This is a genomic window from Pseudomonas sp. IAC-BECa141, from assembly GCF_020544405.1.
In the GTDB taxonomy this organism is placed as follows: Bacteria; Pseudomonadota; Gammaproteobacteria; order Pseudomonadales; family Pseudomonadaceae; genus Aquipseudomonas.
Window position 1 is genome coordinate 2,380,630 of the sequence record NZ_CP065410.1, and the last position, 16,355, is coordinate 2,396,984.

The 16,355-nt window shown below is 61.4% G+C and carries 16 protein-coding genes; 9 read left to right on the plus strand and 7 right to left on the minus strand.

The window, feature by feature from the left end:
• Position 1: 1 nt before the first annotated feature.
• From I5961_RS10805 to I5961_RS10825, 5 genes are all read right to left on the minus strand, one after another.
• Positions 2-1,036 carry an NAD(P)/FAD-dependent oxidoreductase gene (locus I5961_RS10805; RefSeq protein WP_227235194.1) on the minus strand — a complete coding sequence of 345 codons (1,035 nt, stop codon included), beginning with the start codon at positions 1,034-1,036 and terminating at the stop codon, positions 2-4.
• Positions 1,023-2,210 carry a hypothetical protein gene (locus I5961_RS10810; protein WP_227235196.1) on the minus strand — a complete coding sequence of 396 codons (1,188 nt, stop codon included), beginning with the start codon at positions 2,208-2,210 and terminating at the stop codon, positions 1,023-1,025. The genes I5961_RS10805 and I5961_RS10810 overlap by 14 nt, the downstream gene beginning before the upstream one ends.
• Positions 2,180-3,205, minus strand: coding sequence for a hypothetical protein (locus I5961_RS10815; protein WP_227235198.1), 1,026 nt, complete (start codon positions 3,203-3,205; stop codon positions 2,180-2,182). The genes I5961_RS10810 and I5961_RS10815 overlap by 31 nt, the downstream gene beginning before the upstream one ends.
• Before the next feature lie 229 nt (positions 3,206-3,434).
• Entirely contained in the window at positions 3,435-4,742 is a 1,308-nt protein-coding gene (locus I5961_RS10820) for a sensor histidine kinase (protein ID WP_085698670.1), read from the minus strand.
• Positions 4,739-5,479 carry a response regulator gene (locus I5961_RS10825; protein ID WP_085698671.1) on the minus strand — a complete coding sequence of 247 codons (741 nt, stop codon included), beginning with the start codon at positions 5,477-5,479 and terminating at the stop codon, positions 4,739-4,741. Before I5961_RS10825 ends, I5961_RS10820 begins: the two co-directional genes overlap by 4 nt.
• Positions 5,480-5,785: 306 nt before the next feature.
• Between I5961_RS10825 and I5961_RS10830 the strand changes: the two genes are divergently transcribed.
• From I5961_RS10830 to I5961_RS10850, 5 genes are all read left to right on the plus strand, one after another.
• Positions 5,786-6,055, plus strand: coding sequence for a DUF2790 domain-containing protein (locus I5961_RS10830; protein ID WP_085704124.1), 270 nt, complete (start codon positions 5,786-5,788; stop codon positions 6,053-6,055).
• A 30-nt stretch (positions 6,056-6,085) separates the two neighbouring features.
• On the plus strand, positions 6,086-6,382 hold the full coding sequence (locus I5961_RS10835) for a hypothetical protein (RefSeq protein WP_085704127.1): 297 nt from the start codon (positions 6,086-6,088) through the stop codon (positions 6,380-6,382).
• 77 nt (positions 6,383-6,459) lie between these two features.
• Positions 6,460-7,674: a cytochrome c biogenesis protein DipZ gene (locus tag I5961_RS10840; protein ID WP_085698674.1), complete on the plus strand. Its 1,215-nt coding sequence runs from the start codon at positions 6,460-6,462 to the stop codon at positions 7,672-7,674.
• Positions 7,675-7,895: 221 nt separating this feature from the next.
• The gene (locus I5961_RS10845; RefSeq protein ID WP_085698675.1) at positions 7,896-8,168 is read left to right on the plus strand and encodes a DUF4242 domain-containing protein; all 273 of its coding nucleotides are present in this window, start codon (positions 7,896-7,898) and stop codon (positions 8,166-8,168) included.
• 25 nt (positions 8,169-8,193) lie between these two features.
• Positions 8,194-9,006 (plus strand): class I SAM-dependent methyltransferase, encoded by an 813-nt coding sequence (locus tag I5961_RS10850; RefSeq protein WP_227235200.1) that lies wholly within the window; start codon positions 8,194-8,196, stop codon positions 9,004-9,006.
• A gap of 114 nt (positions 9,007-9,120) precedes the next feature.
• Here the strand turns inward: I5961_RS10850 and pcsA are convergent, their stop codons facing one another.
• On the minus strand, positions 9,121-9,843 hold the full coding sequence (pcsA, locus tag I5961_RS10855; RefSeq protein ID WP_041475528.1) for a phosphatidylcholine synthase: 723 nt from the start codon (positions 9,841-9,843) through the stop codon (positions 9,121-9,123).
• A 259-nt stretch (positions 9,844-10,102) separates the two neighbouring features.
• Here pcsA and I5961_RS10860 point away from each other — a divergent pair, with 259 nt between their 5' ends.
• From I5961_RS10860 to ligD, 4 genes are all read left to right on the plus strand, one after another.
• Entirely contained in the window at positions 10,103-10,825 is a 723-nt protein-coding gene (locus I5961_RS10860) for a tellurite resistance TerB family protein (protein WP_085704133.1), read from the plus strand.
• A gap of 167 nt (positions 10,826-10,992) precedes the next feature.
• On the plus strand, positions 10,993-12,369 hold the full coding sequence (locus tag I5961_RS10865; RefSeq protein WP_227235202.1) for an iron-containing redox enzyme family protein: 1,377 nt from the start codon (positions 10,993-10,995) through the stop codon (positions 12,367-12,369).
• Positions 12,370-12,379: 10 nt separating this feature from the next.
• The gene (locus I5961_RS10870; RefSeq protein WP_085698683.1) at positions 12,380-13,333 is read left to right on the plus strand and encodes a methyltransferase; all 954 of its coding nucleotides are present in this window, start codon (positions 12,380-12,382) and stop codon (positions 13,331-13,333) included.
• A gap of 17 nt (positions 13,334-13,350) precedes the next feature.
• The gene (gene ligD / locus I5961_RS10875; RefSeq protein ID WP_227235203.1) at positions 13,351-15,897 is read left to right on the plus strand and encodes a DNA ligase D; all 2,547 of its coding nucleotides are present in this window, start codon (positions 13,351-13,353) and stop codon (positions 15,895-15,897) included.
• On the opposite strand, the gene I5961_RS10880 is transcribed toward ligD, so the two are convergent.
• Entirely contained in the window at positions 15,898-16,302 is a 405-nt protein-coding gene (locus I5961_RS10880) for a hypothetical protein (RefSeq protein WP_176247761.1), read from the minus strand.
• Positions 16,303-16,355: the final 53 nt, after the last annotated feature.

Below are 16,355 nucleotides of genomic sequence, written 5' to 3' on the forward strand. Positions count from 1 at the left end.
GTCAGTCGCGAGGTTGCAGCCAGCGCGGCGGATCGGGATGAAGGCGATAGAAGTGACGAAGTTGTGCCATGTCCTTCTCGAACCAGTCGCCCAGCCATTGGCTGTATTGCCTCTGAGCTGACGATTGCACGGAGGGCCGCCCGACGCAGTCGTACACCGCCTGCGCGGCTTGCATTCCGGTCATCAAGGCCTTGAGTACGCCATGGGAAGAGGCCGGGTCGAGCTGACTGGCCGCGTCGCCGACCGTAAAGTAGCCGTCACCGGCTGCTGCCGTGCTGATGCGCCACGTCACATCGGCGCCGTGGAGGGGGCCGTGCATGGGCAAGTGTTGCAGCGGTTGGGGAACGGCCGTGGAGTGCACGTCTGGCGCGTCGAATGTCAGATGCGTCCAGTGCGTCAAATGCGCTTGCACTTTTGCTATCCACGTCCATCCATTGGGATCCGCCGATAGGTGCGGCGCGTTCTGATAAACGGACGGACAACCCCGGACATAACCGTAGCGCGCAATCAGACGTGGCGAACAGTGGCGGATGGTCAACCCCAGTTGTCGATGAAGCCAGGCGGATGCGCCGCTGGCATCGATCACATAGTCGGCGTGCAACGGGCCTGAATCGGTTCGCACGCCGGTCACGCGATGCTTTTCGCTGAGGACTGCGAGTGCGCGACACGGCTGAAGCACCCTCACTCCAAGCGTTGCGGCCTGCTTCAATAACGTCGTGTCCAGCGTTTCACGGGGAATCTGAAAGCCCTGCCATGGACCATTGTCGTCACTACCAAAACCGTTGAAGCGCAGCGGTTCGTGCCATTGCACCCAGTACCCGCTGAAACGCAACGCATCCTGCGCACACAGTTGTCCGGCAACGCCCAGCTGCTGCAACACAGGTTCGACACCTGGATGCAGGCTTTCTCCGGGGCGAAATCGCGGGAACTCATCACGCTCGATCAATGCCGTTCGCAGGCCACGCTGGGCGCAGCTGATCGCCGCCGCAGAGCCTGCCGGACCGCCGCCGATCACCACGACGTCAAAGGGCTTCATCGGCGAGTCGCCACGCAGCATCTTCGTGTTTGACCAGTATCGCTTCGGCGCTGACAAACAGTCGCACTTGTCGCTTGACCTGCACATCCCTCCATCTGAAGTCCTCGGCAGGCGTGCTTACGGTGCCGCGTTCGTACATCAGGAAGCGAAAGACCCACCCGCGCAACGTTACGCCGACCTGCTGTTGCGCTGAATCAAGTTCCGGATCGGGGCGCTGCACGTGGATGAAGGACAGCAACGGCCACGCATGACGCAGAAGCTTGTCGGTACCTGCGCCGAGTACGTTGTATACGCGGTACATCGAGAGTATCCGGTTCTGGTATTGCTGCTGAGTGATTGCGCCGGTCTGTTGCAGGGAGAACCTGTTTTCAAGGGCGACTTGTGTGTAATCGCTGTATTCGTAGGCGCGGTACCGGACGAATGTGCTGCCGTGGTCCTGTATCAGTTGCGGGGATGGCTGGTTGTCCCAGGCAACGTTGCCGATTCCGGTTTCCGCATCGGTCAACGGGATGATGGTGTGCAGGCTGGAGCGTGGTTCGAAGGTGCGGGCGGAGTCCGGCGCAACGCCTGGCCAGAAGGAACCGAGTGCTGCACAGATACGCTTGTCTTCACAGAAGGGGCTCGCCATCTGATAACCGGCCAGCATATGAATCCAGTTTCCATCCATATCTTGCTGACGGACCTGACCGACCTCCCAGCCCGGACCAAAAATTCCGGCGGCAGCGTCCGGTAACGAAGACGGGCGAGGGGGCGAGGGACTCCGGGTTCCGGAGGCTGGACCCGGCGCCGACTTGTGCGGCAGCGTCACGATGGCGGTGATCCCGCGATCCTCAGACGTGAAGGGCTGATCTTTCAAACCAAGGTTTGCGCAGTTACGCACATTAGATAAGGCTTCCAGCCGCGCATGCCAGATATCGGGGCTGGAGAAGGCAGGTTCTTCTTTCACCCAGTGCAGGAGCCGGCGCTGAACACAAAACGGAAAGTAATCCGTGGCGCCGATGATCGAGTAGGCAGCCTTCGATGGCAGTTCGTCCGTAAGGGGCGGACAGATTGCCCGGACATAACCGTCTGCGGTGCCATCCTGATAGTGCAGGGCACGGTAACCACCTTGCCTGACCAGCTCGGCAACATCTTCACGATCATTCAGGTCCTCGATCTGGCCATCGACTCCCACTTTATGTCGGCCATGGACCATCCCCCGGTGTTCGCCGGCATCGTGAACGACAGTGGTTGCCCCTTGTAGTGAGCCAGCTCGACCAGATGTGGCCTGGGCTCGGGAGACAGAACTCCCGGCCCCAGATCCGGCTGCGCTGCCCAACCCGCCAGGTCTTCGGTGATGATGAACGGATATTCGGAAATCTCTGGTTCCTGCCAGCCAGTGCCGCTGTGGCGCAAGTGCACATGACGGATCTTCTCGTTGATGTGATGGATACCCAGCGTCAGGTTCAGATCCAGCCCAGACAGACACTCCACGCCATTGAAGAGCTTGTGCAATGGCACCTGGAAATCCAGCCCGTCATCCAGTCCCGCCTGAAAGTCCATGGGCCCGAAACGCTCGCCATCCCCCTTCAATTGCACCGCGATATAGGCGCTGTAATGCACCGGCATCACCCGTATCCCGTGGGCATCACCGTCAACGAAGGGCAGGAAGCATCGCAGGCGTTCGTCATAGCGGGCAGCTGCAGTCCCTGTGCGAGCTATCCCGGTGCGGGAGAAACACAAATCGGCATGCTGGCCGTGGACCGTGTCGTCGGCACAGCGGTATTCGCTGGCGAATACCGCCACCGACAGTGGTGCATATTGAGCCTGTTGCATCAGGTCGTTGAGTGTGGGTGGCTGGATGCCGAACACGTAGTTCAGAACCGTTTCGATTTCAGCATGGGTGGGGAAAACCCGCAGTTGCCGTCCAGTCTCGTCAGCCGTGACTCGCGGTGAAGCGAGCGCGTGGTAGAGCAGGCTATGTGCGGGACGGGTCGGCTCTATGGCGCGGTAACCGTCAGGGCAGAAATCCTCGAAACCTTCGAGAGTCCGGTTGATGGTCAGTGGCTTGAGCAGTTCTGCCTTCAATGAAGGCGCCAGAATATCCAGGCCGTGCGCGAGCATCAGCGAACGCCAGCCACCCGCAGCCAATCGCTGACAGGTTCGGGTTACGGATTCGAGCAGATTCATGCGTGCTCCACGATACGGTTGTATGAGGTGCCATCGCATACCGATCAGTTGACGATTGCGACTGACAGAACTGACAGTCGCGACCAACGGAGCTAAACGCGGCGGCGGTGACCCACGATAGAGCCACGCACCGGATCAAAAAAATCGCCAATTTCCGAGAGAGGTGTAGCCGCCGGCTTCATATGACGTCATCCCTGACGTCCGGTGGTCGGTGTTGTTTAAACAGAGATCACGAATGCAGCGGCAACCTGAGCTCCGCACACAACCCGCCACCGTCGCGATTGCTCAGCGTCAGCGACCCGCCCAGCGCCATCGCCAGTTGCTGGGCAATCGCCAGCCCCAGCCCGGTGCCGCCGGTGCTGCGGTTGCGCGAGTTTTCCACGCGGTAGAACGGCTCCATCACCTGGGCCAGTTCTTCTTCGGCGATGCCCGGGCCGCGATCCATGACCTTGATCGACAGGCCGGTCCCGTCGCGCTGAATCAGCAGCTCGGCAGCGCCGGCGAATTTCAGCGCGTTGTCAGTCAGGTTGACCAGCACCCGGCGCAAGGCGTGGGGGCGGGTGTCGATGACCGCCTCACTCTTGCCGCTCAACTGCACTTCCTTGCCCATGTCCTGATAGTCGAACACCAGGCTGTCGAGGAACGAATCCAGGTTGGTACGCCGGCTTTCCTCGGTCGAGCCATGGATGCTGCGGGCGTAGGCCACGCCTTCGCGCACCAGATGTTCCATTTCGCCGAGGTCGTTCCACAGTTTGTCTTTCTCGGCCGAATCGTCCATGAACTCCGCCCGCAGTTTCATGCGGGTGATCGGGGTTTGCAGGTCGTGGGAGATCGCCGCGAGCAGTTGCATGCGCTCTTTCAGGTACGCGGCAATGCGCGCCTGCATTGAATTGAAAGCGCGGGCGGCGTAAGCCACTTCGTTCGGGCCTTTTTCGTCGAGGTTGATCGGGTGGGCGTTGGGGTCGAGGGTTTCCACGGCGTTGGCGAGGCGGGTGAGGGGGCGGATGGCGATACGCACCGCCAGCCAGGTACAAGCGAGCATCAGCGCCAGTTGCCCGAGCAATACCACCGGCAGCCACGGCGACAGCGGTACCATCGACGGGCGCACATCGATGGTCACCGGGCTGCCGTCGCTCAGGCGCAGGTGGCCCTGAAAGTGTTTTATCGGGCCGGGAATATCGGTGAACGTCAGCGGATAGGCCTCGCCAATTGCGTCGGTAATCGAGGTGACGGCAATCGGCACGTCCTGCGGATCCAGCGGTGTGCCCGGTTCGCCTTCGCTCAGCAGATAGCCGTAATTCTTGCGAGCCAGGCGTTTGAGCCACATCGGGCGCTCTTCGGCGGGCAGGCGGTCGAGGATGGCAATCGAGGTCGAGACGTCGGTTTCGAGGTTGCCGAGCATGGTGTTCTTCGCGCTTTCGTAGCGCTCGTAATATTGCGCGCCGAACGACAGCGCCTGAGCGAGGATCAGGCCGATCAGGAAAATCAGCGACAAGCGGGAGGCGAGGGTGCGCGGCCAGCGCAGGGCGACATTCATGCAGGGGCTCCGAGGACTTCGACCGGCAACGAGAACACGTAGCCTTCGCTGCGCACGGTCTTGATGTAGGCCGGTTCACGGGCGTCATCCAGCAGGCGCTGGCGCAGACGGCTGACCAGCAGATCGATGGAGCGGTCGAACAGATCGGCATCGCGGCCCTGGGTCAGGTTGAGCAATTGATCGCGGCTGAGCACCCGTTGCGGATGGTCGAGGAATACCCGCAGCAAACGGTATTCCGCGCCGCTGAGCGCGACCATGGTGCCGTCGGTGTCCAGCAGATGCCGGGCCGAAGTGTCGAGTTGCCAGCGACCGAATGCCAGCAGCCGACCGCTTTCAGTCACCACCAGATTCGGCGGCAGCATCCGTGTGCGGCGCAGCACGGCATTGATCCGCGCCAGCAGTTCGCGGGCGGCGAACGGTTTGGTCAGGTAATCGTCGGCGCCCATTTCCAGGCCGAGGATGCGGTCGGTTTCATCGTTGCGCGCGGTGAGCATCAGGATCGGCGTGGCCTTGTGTTTGCCCGAGCGCAGTTCGCGGCACAGCAGCAGGCCATCGTCGCCGGGCATCATGATGTCGAGCACGATCAGGTCGACGGTGTTGGCCTCCAGGAAACTGCGCATCTGGCGGCCATCGGCAACCACTGTGGTGCGCAGGCCGTTTTTCTTCAGGTAATTGCCGACCAGTTCGCGAATCTCGCGGTCGTCGTCGACGATCAGGATGTGATCGACATGTTCCATGGGGCCAAACCTCAATAAAAGGGGATTGCCGGGCAGTTTATCGAGCCTGCGCGAGGCCGCCTGCCTGTCTTTGTATTGCAGTGTATCCAGCGCTGCGACGGATACACGCCGACGCAAAAAGCGGATTTTCACAGGGTTTTGTATCGCTGTGTATCCCGCACGCGCGCGGATACGTAGCGATTTATACACGGCATTTGCCGACACATGCGCGATACCTCGCGAGCTTTAAATGAGCTCCATCGAGGCACACACAGAACGCCTCGGCCCACTCAACGATTCAACCATTGAAGCCCCGAGGAAAACGCCATGAACACCAAGACCAAATCGATCGCTGCCGCTTGCCTGTTTGCCGCTTTGAACATCTGCACCCTGTCGGCCCGCGCCGAAGCCGATGTCACCCCGCAAACCTACTCCTACGGCAGTCACCTGGACATCCAGAAAGTGGTGTCGCTGACCCAGGACAACTCGATGACCTGCGGCATCGTCGACGCCCGCCTGACTTACCTCGACTCGGCCGGCAAGACCCGGGTGCTCGACTACCGCAAATTCGCCGACGGCTGCAACCAGGACAACTGATTACCCCCTCTCTATAAAAGGAACATCGCCATGAACAACGTATCGCGCTATCTGACCGCTGTTGCCTTCTCCCTCGCCGGCGTTGCGGCCCACGCCAACGCTGCCGTCGAACAGCACAACTGTGGCAGCAGCACCTGCTTTCAACTGGCCCCGGTGGCCAAACCGGGCAGCGACGCTCTGATCGCCGCCGACGGCGCCAGCCGCACACCGCAGGGGCAGATGGTGGCCGCCGACGGTTCCAGCCATACGCCGCAAGGCCAGATGGTGGCGGAAAACGGTGCCAGCCGTACGCCGCAAAGCCAGTGGCTGGAAAGCCGGACGGCTTGAGGATTGAAGGGGGCTGCCTGTAACAGACGGCCCCCGATCCAGTCGACAGAACACCCTTCATTCAAAAGGTGAACCTCATGTTTCTCATCGCTTTCCTGGGCGGTCTGTTGACTGTCCTCAGTCCGTGCATCCTGCCGGTGGTGCCGTTTCTGTTTGCCGGTGCCGACCGCACCCGTTCGTCGATTCTGCTGACCCTCGGCGGGATGGCCCTGACTTTCGCCATTGTCTCCAGCCTGGCGGTGGTCAGCAGCGAGTGGGTCATTCAGGCCAGCAATACCGGTCGCCACATCGCGCTGGTGGTGATGGTGCTGTTTGCGCTGTCACTGATTTCCGCGCGCATCGGTGACTGGCTGGCGCGGCCCTTCGTGCTGCTGGGCAATCGTCTCGATCCGGACAGCCGGAAAAAGACCGGCCCCATGGCCTCGATCATGATCGGCGTGGCCACCGGTCTGTTGTGGGCGCCGTGCGCCGGCCCGATTCTCGGTGTGATTCTCACCGGTGCCATGCTGCAAGGCGCCAACGCCCAGACCAGCCTGTTGCTGCTGGCCTACGGCGCCGGCAGTGCGCTGTCGCTGGGGACGCTGATTTTCGCCGGTCGCGGCCTGGTCAACCGGCTGAAACCGTCGATTCCGTTCACTGGCTGGTTCCGCCGTGGTGCGGGTGTTGCGGTGTTGGCGACAGCGGCGGTGATCGCCACCGGTGCGGACAATTTGCTGCTGGCCAACACTTCGTCCCAAGGCGTGGCCACGGTCGAAAAAAGCGTGCTGGAAAACGTGCCGAAGGTGGTGGACTACTTCGTCAGCAAAGTCCGTGCGGACTCGACCGAAGACGAGGCCGGCAGAGGTGCGATGCCGTCGCTGTCCGGCGCGGTGCAATGGCTGAACTCGCCGGAACTGACGGCCGAGTCCTTGCGCGGCAAAGTGGTGCTGGTGGACTTCTGGACGTATGACTGCATCAACTGCCAGCACACCCTGCCGTACGTGAAGGAGTGGGAGAAGAAGTACGGCAAGGACGGTCTGGTAGTGATCGGCGTGCACACCCCGGAATACGGTTACGAGCGGATCATCGACAACGTCAAGGATCAAGTGAAGAAGCTCGGCATCACCTACCCGGTGGCCATCGACAACAATTACACAATCTGGCGCAACTTCGATAACCAGTACTGGCCGGCGCATTACCTGGTCGACGCCAAGGGGCAGGTGCGTTACACCCACTTTGGCGAAGGCAGTTACCAGGCGCAGGAGCAGATGATTCAGCAACTGCTCAAAGAGGCCAAGGCGCCGGCTGCGTAAACCGCAAAACTCAATGGCTCACAGGTCTCGCACCATGAGCCATTGTTCGTTGTCCCCGACAGTGTTTCGGGGCCTTTACAAAATCCCGCCATTCATCGGCCAGCGCCCGTTTTTACGGGCTCTCCGGACGATTGGCAGGGACGCCGCACGGCGCCAGCGCGATAGTGGGGGAGCAGGGCCGTCGATGGCTCTGACACCCATAAAAAGAAAGCGAGGTTGCCATGCCGAAATTCGTGATTGAACGCGAGATTCCAGGAGCCGGAAAGCTATCGGAGCAAGAACTCAAGGCCGTATCGCAAACGTCCTGCAACGTGCTGCGTGAACTCGGGCCAGAGGTGCAGTGGCTGCACAGTTATGTGACTGCCGACAAGATCTATTGCGTGTACATCGCACCCAACGAAGAACAGGTGCGTGAACACGCAAAGCGTGGGGGATTTCCGGCCAACAGCGTGTCCCGGGTGACGAGCATTATCGATCCGACGACTGCCGAATGATCCCTGTGCTGTGGAGCATCCATTCATGAGTACCCCCATTGATCTCACTGCCCTGAAGGAACGCCAGAAAGTCGCCTGGGCCAGTGGTGACTACGCCGTGATCGGCACCACGTTGCAGATCGTCGGCGAAACACTCGCCGAGGCCTGTGACCTGCGCTGCGATGAAGAAGTGCTGGACGTCGCCGCCGGCAATGGCAATGCCACGCTGGCGGCGGCGCGCCGGGGTTGTCTGGTGACGTCCACCGACTATGTCGCGGCGCTGCTGGAGCGTGGCCAGGACCGGGCGCGCGCCGAGCATCTGGACGTGACCTTTCAGGTTGCCGATGCCGAAGCGTTGCCGTTCGCCGATTCCAGTTTTGACGCAGTGCTGTCGACCTTCGGCGTGATGTTTGCCCCGGATCAGGCCAAGGCGGCCAGGGAGCTGGGTCGGGTCTGTCGCCGTGGCGGACGGATCGGCCTGGCCAACTGGACGCCGGAAGGCTTCGTCGGCCAGATGTTCAAGATCCTCGGCCGCTACCTGCCACCGCCCCCCGTTGCGCAACCTCCTTCAAACTGGGGCGCGGAAGCCTGGTTGCATTCGCACTTCGACGATCGCCAATTCCAGGTGCAAGTGACTCGCCGTCACTTCAACTTCCGCTATCGCTCGGCGGCGCATTTCATTGATGTGTTTCGCCACTGGTACGGCCCGGTGCACAAGGCGTTCGCGGCATTGCCGCCGGAGAGCGGGCAGGCGCTGGAAGGAGATCTGACGCAACTGATCGACGGACTGAATCGGGCGGGGGCGGGATCGATGGTGGTACCGAGTGAGTATCTGGAGGTAGTGATTACCAAACGCTGAAGCCATTGTGGGAGCGAGCTTGCTCGCGAATGCAGACTGACATTCAACATCTCTGTTGGCTGACACGCCGCATTCGCGAGCAAGCTCGCTCCCACAGGGATCCCGACAGGGCTTCTATTTCAGATGCGCACCGTCAAACCACTCCAGCGCTGTGCGCCAGATGCAGATGCCGAGGAAGTAAGCCGACGCCAGCAGCCACAGGCCCATCACCAGCGGGTTGATCACCGGGTGGTTCAGCACCAGCGACAGACTGCACAGCAGCCAGATTGCCGTCACCGCAATGTTGATCGGCATGAACCGGCGTACCCGGAATGGGTGCAGGAATTTCATGCGGGTCACGGTCAGCAGCGCCAGGCCGATCACCGTCAGGAAAGTGAGCCACGGCCCCGGATCGATGATGTACAGACACAAGGCAACCACGTTCCACGCGGCGGGGAAGCCGACGAAATAGTTGTCCTTGCTCTTCATGTTGACGTTGCAGAAGCAGAACAGCGACGACACCAGAATCAGTGACACGGTCAGCAGCAGCGTGTAGTCGGGCAGGGGAATGTAGCGATAGATGAACAGTGCCGGGATGAACACGTAGGTCAGGTAATCGATCACCAGATCGAGGATCGATCCGTCGAAACTCGGCAGCACCGACTGCACGTTGACCTTGCGCGCCAGCGCCCCGTCGAGGCCGTCGACGATCAGCGCCACGCCCAGCCACATCAGGCAGTGGATCGGCTGGTTTTCCAGCAGGGCAAGGGTGGCCAGAAAAGCGGTGACCACGCCGGTCGCGGTGAAACCATGGGCGCCCCAGGCCTTGAGCCTGGCGATGTGGACGGTCGATATCACGAAGGCGTTCTCCAGAAAGTGCAGCAAGCCGCGTAAACCTTTGCGCAGCAAGGGTGGCGACTAACCGGGTCGGGTTGCAGGTATCGACCGGTCGGGCCGGGTCAAGGTTCACCCGTTCATGAAGATTAGCTGGCCGGGGAAAAAAATCTCTGCAGAATCACTCGCCCGTGGCCACGTCAGCCCAACGGTGCTGGCACATCGCATCAAGCGGACTATCGTTGCCTGACGCAGTCATGCACCTTTGCCTGAGGACGACGTCATGAACACCAGTGATCTGCTCGAACAACTGCTGCGAGGCCAGGCCTCGGCGGGACAACAAGGTGGCGCGTCGAACGGCGGCGGACTGGGCGGATTGCTCGGTGGTCTGCTGGGCGGTGGCGGTACCAGCGGCGGCGGTTCTCCTGCCGGCGGGCTGGGTGGCCTGGGCGGGTTGCTCGGTGGACTGCTTGGAGGCGGCGGGGCGCTGGGCGGCGGAGCGCAGCGTCGTTCCGGCGGCACCAATTATGCGGCTCTGGCCTCGCTGGGCATGATGGCGTTCCAGGCGTATCAGGCCTGGCAACGCAGTCAGGCTTCTGCTGCGCCGCAGCAAACCCCGCAAACCGCGGACCTGTTGTCCGGCCCGCAAGTCGAAGAACACAGCCACGCTGTGTTGCGTGCGTTGATCGCTGCAGCCAAGGCTGACGGGCGGATCGACGAGTCGGAAAAGCACCTGATCAGCAGCGAAATCGGCCGCCATACCGACGACCCGAACTTGCAGCAATGGCTCGACGACGAAGTCGCCAAACCCCTGAATGCCACCGAAGTCGCCCAGGCGGCGCAGAACGATCCGGCCATGGCCGCCGAAATGTACCTGGCCAGCGTGATGCTGGTTGACGATCAGCAGGACGCCGAGCGCAATTATCTGGATGAACTGGCGGCGGCGTTGCAGATCGATCCCGCGTTGCAGGTTCACCTGGAGCAGCAGGCCAAGGGCGAGGCCTGACCATCCCGTCCCACAGCCTTCGACCGTTCTGTTCAAGCAAGGAGCGAGTCGAAGGCTCCGTCCGTCAGGGCAATTTTCAAGCCGATTGAATTTTTGACGCGCCAGGCCTCTCTGCTGCAGTAGAGGCGAGTGACTGAGCGTCCTGCCAATCGATCGAGAATATTGCCATGACTGTCCTGACACGCCTGCAAGATGAATCTGCCCAATCGCAACCGCTCGACTCACTGGGTGAGTGGCGGCGTATCCATGAAGCGCTGTTGTCCGATGAAGATACTCAGCCCCTGGCGCAGGCCTTTTTGCAGCACCATCTGAAAAGCGCCGCGCAATTGAAGGAAGAACTGCCGACCGATCCGGCGCTCTGGCATGCCTGGGTGGCGCAGCACTGTGCCGATGTTGCCCGGCAATATGCCGACTACCTGCAACAACGCAAAGCGGGAGGAGCGCGGCAGTTTTTCAGTTGCAAGGCTCATGCGCTGTATTTTCTGCAAGCGGTGGCGCCGACCAAACTGGTCGACGGCGCCTGGCTTTACGGCTTGCTGGGACAGTGGCGCGATCCGCGATTCAGCACTCTGATCAGCACCTATCTTGAAGAATTGGGCGAGGGCAATCCGGCGCAGAATCACGTGGTGATCTACCGGCAATTGCTCGCCGAACACGGTCTGGAACCTGGCAGCCCGCTGCCTGACGAACGTTACCTGCAAGGCGCGCTGCAATTGGCCCTCGGCGCCTGCGGCATGGATTTTCTGCCAGAGGTGATCGGTTACAACCTTGGCTACGAGCAATTGCCACTTCACCTGTTGATCAGCAGCTACGAACTGAGTGAACTGGGGATCGATCCTTACTATTTCACCCTGCACGTCACCATCGACAACGCCAGTACCGGCCATGCGCAGAAAGCCGTTCAGGCCGTGCTTGATCTGCTGCCTCTGGAGGCTGATCGCAGCGATTTCCTGCGTCGGGTCTCGCTGGGCTATCGACTCAATGACCTGGGTCAGGGCAGCCGCGCAATCATCGAGGGGTTCGACCTGGAGCGCGAGTTGTTGGCGATGCTTGAGCGCAAGTGTCCGTTTGCTCAGCACATGCACTCCGACTATTGCCGCTTCGAAGGCAAGACCGTCAATCAATGGCTGGCCGACCCGCAGCAGTTGTCCGGCTTCCTGCAAGCCATGCAGAACAAGGGCTGGATCAAGCGTCACGAAGATCCACAGGGCAGTCGCTTCTGGCAGTTGATCGATGGCGATGGTGCGGCGATGTTCGGCGTGTTCAGCGCTTATGAAAAACAACTGGTACACGACTGGATTGCCGGTGACTGGATTTCTGCGGACAAACCCGTCGCGTTCCGCCGCCGCCCCTCGGCCCCTGCGCATATCGAGGTGCCTGAACAGGACCCCGATGTGCAGCGACTGAATGCGGCACTGCCGGGACAGGACGCGCACACCCAAATCGCGACGTTGATCCCCTGGCTTGCGCCGGCCCGGCACGCACATCCGGCCGGGCTGCTCGCTACTCGTCGTTTCATCCAACTCAAATCCGGCCAGCGTTAAGGAATCATCAATGAATCAGGAAGAACAACTGACCGCCAACGACCTTGTGCTGCTGCAACTGGGTAGGCGCCTGCAGGCCGACGGCTATCGTTTCATCACCCCGACGCCGCTGACCCATCAACGGGTCAACCAGCGCGACGAAGGGCAGGCCGCCGATTGCCTGCGGGATGTATTCGGATGGTCGCGCCCGTTCGAACCGGGCCTGCTGTCTGCCGATGAACAGCGGCAATTGCAGGACGCCCAAGTGATCGATCAGTTCGACGGGCGCTTGAAGAGCCGCGTGCGCTGGTCGAGCCTGGATGACCTGCTTTTCGTGCATTCCGGATTTCCAACCGATGCCGCCGATTCGGTGTTCTTCGGCCCGGACACCTATCGCTTTGCTCAACTGATCCACAGCCATTTGCAGCAGAACTTTGCGCCCATCCACCGTGCGGTGGATATCGGTTGCGGCGCCGGAGTCGGCGCGATCCTGATTGGCCGAGCCCGGCGAGAAGCGCAAGTGCTGGCCGTCGATATCAATCCCGCCGCGTTGCGCCTGACCACGATCAACGCGGCGCTGGCCGAAGTGGCCAATGTCGAAGTGCGTACCAGCGATGTGCTGCAAGGCGTCGACGGCGAATTCGACCTGATCGTCGCCAACCCGCCCTACATGGCCGATCCGGCCGGGCGAGCTTACCGCCACGGTGGCGGGACACTGGGGGCGGGTCTGTCACTGCGGATCGTCGAACAGGCGCTCAATCGCCTGAGCCCCGGCGGCTCGTTGCTGCTGTATACCGGTGTGGCGATGGTCGATGGCCGCGATCCCTTCCTCGATACGGTATTGCCACGGCTGGATGAAAAACGCTTCGCCTGGACCTATCGCGAACTCGATCCCGATGTGTTTGGTGAAGAATTGCTCAATCCAGGCTATCAGCGCGTCGACCGGATTGCCGTGGTAGCACTGACTGTGACTCGAACTGGCTGAAACAAGGCAGGTGCAGGATGAGCAGGAATCTCGACGACTACAACCGGATGCGCGACTTTTCGGCGACCTCTGAACCGTCGGCCGACCGCCGCCGGGGCAAGCAATCGGCCGGCGATCATGCCCTGCAATTCTGCATTCAAAAGCACGACGCCTCGCACCTGCATTACGACTTTCGCCTGGAACTCGACGGCGCACTCAAGAGCTGGGCGGTGCCCAAGGGGCCGTCGCTGGATCCCAAGGTCAAGCGGCTGGCGGTGCACGTCGAGGATCATCCGCTGGACTATGCGACCTTCGAGGGCAGCATTCCCGAGGGGCATTACGGCGCCGGCGATGTGATCGTCTGGGATCGCGGCGTTTGGATTCCGCTGGAAGACCCCGAGAAGGCCTACGCCAAGGGCAAGCTCAAATTCGAACTGCAAGGCGAGAAGCTCGCCGGGGTGTGGAATCTGGTGCGCACCCACATGCCGGGCAAGAAAGAGCAGTGGTTTCTGATCAAGCATCAGGACAGTGCCGCGCGCCCGCAAAGCGACTACGACGTGCTGGTCGCCGAGCCCGACAGCGTGCTCAGTGAACGCACGATCGTCGACAAACCCCGCCTCAGTGCAAAACAGGTCAAGCCACTGAAGGCTTCGGCGAAAGCTGCGCGCAAACCGGCCTCGGACAAACTCGCCGGAGCGCACAAGGCCAATATCCCCGCGCAGCTCAAACCGCAACTGGCCACGCTGGTGGAGAGTGCTCCGCAAGGGGATTGGCAATACGAGATCAAGTTCGACGGCTACCGGATCATGGCGCGCATCGATCATGGAGAGGTGCAGTTGTTCACTCGCAATGGGCATGACTGGACGCACAAATTGCCGAAACAGGCGCAAGCCCTTGCGGCGCTGGGCCTGGAATCGGCGTGGCTTGACGGTGAGATGGTCGTTGCCGACGCAGACGGCGTGCCGGATTTTCAGGCCCTGCAAAACGCGTTCGATTCCGGACGCAGCGAAAACATCCTCTATTACCTGTTCGATGTGCCGTATCTCAACGGCGTCGATCTGCGTGAAGTGCCGGTGCAGGAACGACGCGCAGCGCTGGCCACGGTGCTGAAAGCCCATGAAGATCCGCTGCTGCGCTTTTCCGAAGCGTTCGACGAAACCCCGCAGGCATTGCTTAACAGCGCTTGCCAGATGCGCATGGAAGGCTTGATCGGTAAACGTCTAGGCTCACCTTACGTGTCGCGCCGCAGCAGTGACTGGATCAAGCTCAAGTGCAAGCACCGCCAGGAATTCGTGATCGTCGGTTACACCGATCCGAAAGGCGCGCGCAGTGCGTTCGGCGCATTGCTGCTGGGTCTGCATGATCGTGACAGCGGCGAGTTGCGGTACGCCGGCAAGGTCGGCACCGGATTCAATGAAACCACCCTCAAGAGCATCCTTGCCCGGCTCAAACCGCTGCGGGTGAAGAAACCGGCGGTGGCCAATCCGCCCACGGGTTTCGAAGCCAAGGGGGTGCACTGGCTCAAGCCGAGTCTGCTGGCGGAAGTGGCGTTTGCCGAAATGACTCAGGACGGCTCGGTGCGCCACGCCGTGTTCCATGGCTTGCGCGAGGACAAACCGGCCAAGGACATCACCGAGGAGCGCGCCAGACCGATGAAGACGTCAAAGGCCCAATCAACCGCGCCGTCCCAATCCGGCCTGGCCGACGGCAAGGTGCGGATCACTCACCCCGACCGGGTGATCGACGCCAGCAGCGGCACCACCAAAATGCAGCTGGCCGAGTATTACGCCAGCGTCGCCGAATGGATTCTGCCGCAGCTCAAGGATCGCCCGGTGGCGCTGGTGCGTGCGCCGGACGGTATCGGCGGTGAGCTGTTCTTCCAGAAGAACGCCGAAAACCTGGCGATCCCCGGCATCCGCACGCTGGACAAGGAGCTGACCGGCCAGCCGGTGATGCTGATCAACAACGCCGAAGCCTTGATTGGCGCGGTGCAGATGAGCACGGTCGAACTGCACACCTGGAACGCCACCACGGTGGATCTGGACAAGCCCGACCGCTTTGTCCTGGACCTCGACCCGGACCCGGCGCTGCCGTGGAAAAGCATGGTCGAAGCCACGGCGCTGACCTTGACCGTGCTCGATGAACTGGGCCTCAAGGCGTTCCTCAAGACCAGTGGCGGCAAGGGCATCCATTTGGTAGTGCCGCTGACCCGCAAGCATGGCTGGGACGAGGTCAAGGATTTCAGCCACGCCATCGTCACTCACATGGCGAAGTTGTTGCCGGAGCGTTTTTCTGCGGTGTCCGGGCCGAAAAATCGGGTGGGGCGGATCTTTATCGATTACCTGCGCAACGGTCTGGGCGCCACCACCATTTGCGCCTACGCGGCGCGTACTCGCAAAGGGTTGCCGGTGTCGGTGCCGCTGTTTCGTGACGAAGTGGGCGAGATCAAGGGCGCCGATCAATGGAACGTGCGCAACGTTCACGAACGGCTCGCGGAGGTGGGCGATGAGCCTTGGGCGCAGATGAAGAAAACCCGGCAGAGCATCACGGCCGAGATGCGCAAGCGGGTGGGCATGAAAAAGTGATCAAGTGCCGCGCAGCAAGTCGTGAGCGTTGAGCAGATCGAACGCCACTTGCGGATTGTTTTCCAGGCCACGGCGGATGGCGGCCGGAATGGTTTTGCGGGTTTTTCGGCAGAGCCCCGCCAGCTCTTCGACCTCGATCTCGATGCCGCCTCGCACCGTCCGCACTTCACCGAACTTCGGTGCGATCAGCACGCGAATCCCCAGCTGATCGAACATCTTGCCTTGCAGACGCTCAAGATCGGCGAGGTCTTTGAGGTTTTCCAGACGCTCTAGCAGACGCTTCTCCTCCTCGCGGGTCAGCAGCAGGATGCGCACATCCGCGCCGGGTGTATCCAGCAACGGATCGCGCCCGCAGATGCATAGACCCGGCGGGCAAGGAGAGCGGAGGGAGGCGGAAATCGTCATGGCCTCCATCATAGAGGCCCTCAGACGGTTTTGCCCATGGTGGTTCGACAGCC

What these genes read in the sequence shown, in the direction of transcription:
- I5961_RS10860 (WP_085704133.1), top strand. Translation starts at nt 10,103, where the DNA reads ATGAACACCAGTGATCTGCTCGAACAACTGCTGCGAGGCCAGGCCTCG.
- I5961_RS10820 (WP_085698670.1), bottom strand. Translation starts at nt 4,742, where the DNA reads ATGAATGTCGCCCTGCGCTGGCCGCGCACCCTCGCCTCCCGCTTGTCG.
- I5961_RS10805 (WP_227235194.1), bottom strand. Translation starts at nt 1,036, where the DNA reads ATGAAGCCCTTTGACGTCGTGGTGATCGGCGGCGGTCCGGCAGGCTCT.
- I5961_RS10840 (WP_085698674.1), top strand. Translation starts at nt 6,460, where the DNA reads ATGTTTCTCATCGCTTTCCTGGGCGGTCTGTTGACTGTCCTCAGTCCG.
- I5961_RS10825 (WP_085698671.1), bottom strand. Translation starts at nt 5,479, where the DNA reads ATGGAACATGTCGATCACATCCTGATCGTCGACGACGACCGCGAGATT.
- I5961_RS10830 (WP_085704124.1), top strand. Translation starts at nt 5,786, where the DNA reads ATGAACACCAAGACCAAATCGATCGCTGCCGCTTGCCTGTTTGCCGCT.
- I5961_RS10880 (WP_176247761.1), bottom strand. Translation starts at nt 16,302, where the DNA reads ATGACGATTTCCGCCTCCCTCCGCTCTCCTTGCCCGCCGGGTCTATGC.
- I5961_RS10815 (WP_227235198.1), bottom strand. Translation starts at nt 3,205, where the DNA reads ATGAATCTGCTCGAATCCGTAACCCGAACCTGTCAGCGATTGGCTGCG.
- I5961_RS10850 (WP_227235200.1), top strand. Translation starts at nt 8,194, where the DNA reads ATGAGTACCCCCATTGATCTCACTGCCCTGAAGGAACGCCAGAAAGTC.
- I5961_RS10835 (WP_085704127.1), top strand. Translation starts at nt 6,086, where the DNA reads ATGAACAACGTATCGCGCTATCTGACCGCTGTTGCCTTCTCCCTCGCC.
- I5961_RS10870 (WP_085698683.1), top strand. Translation starts at nt 12,380, where the DNA reads ATGAATCAGGAAGAACAACTGACCGCCAACGACCTTGTGCTGCTGCAA.
- ligD (WP_227235203.1), top strand. Translation starts at nt 13,351, where the DNA reads ATGAGCAGGAATCTCGACGACTACAACCGGATGCGCGACTTTTCGGCG.
- I5961_RS10845 (WP_085698675.1), top strand. Translation starts at nt 7,896, where the DNA reads ATGCCGAAATTCGTGATTGAACGCGAGATTCCAGGAGCCGGAAAGCTA.
- I5961_RS10865 (WP_227235202.1), top strand. Translation starts at nt 10,993, where the DNA reads ATGACTGTCCTGACACGCCTGCAAGATGAATCTGCCCAATCGCAACCG.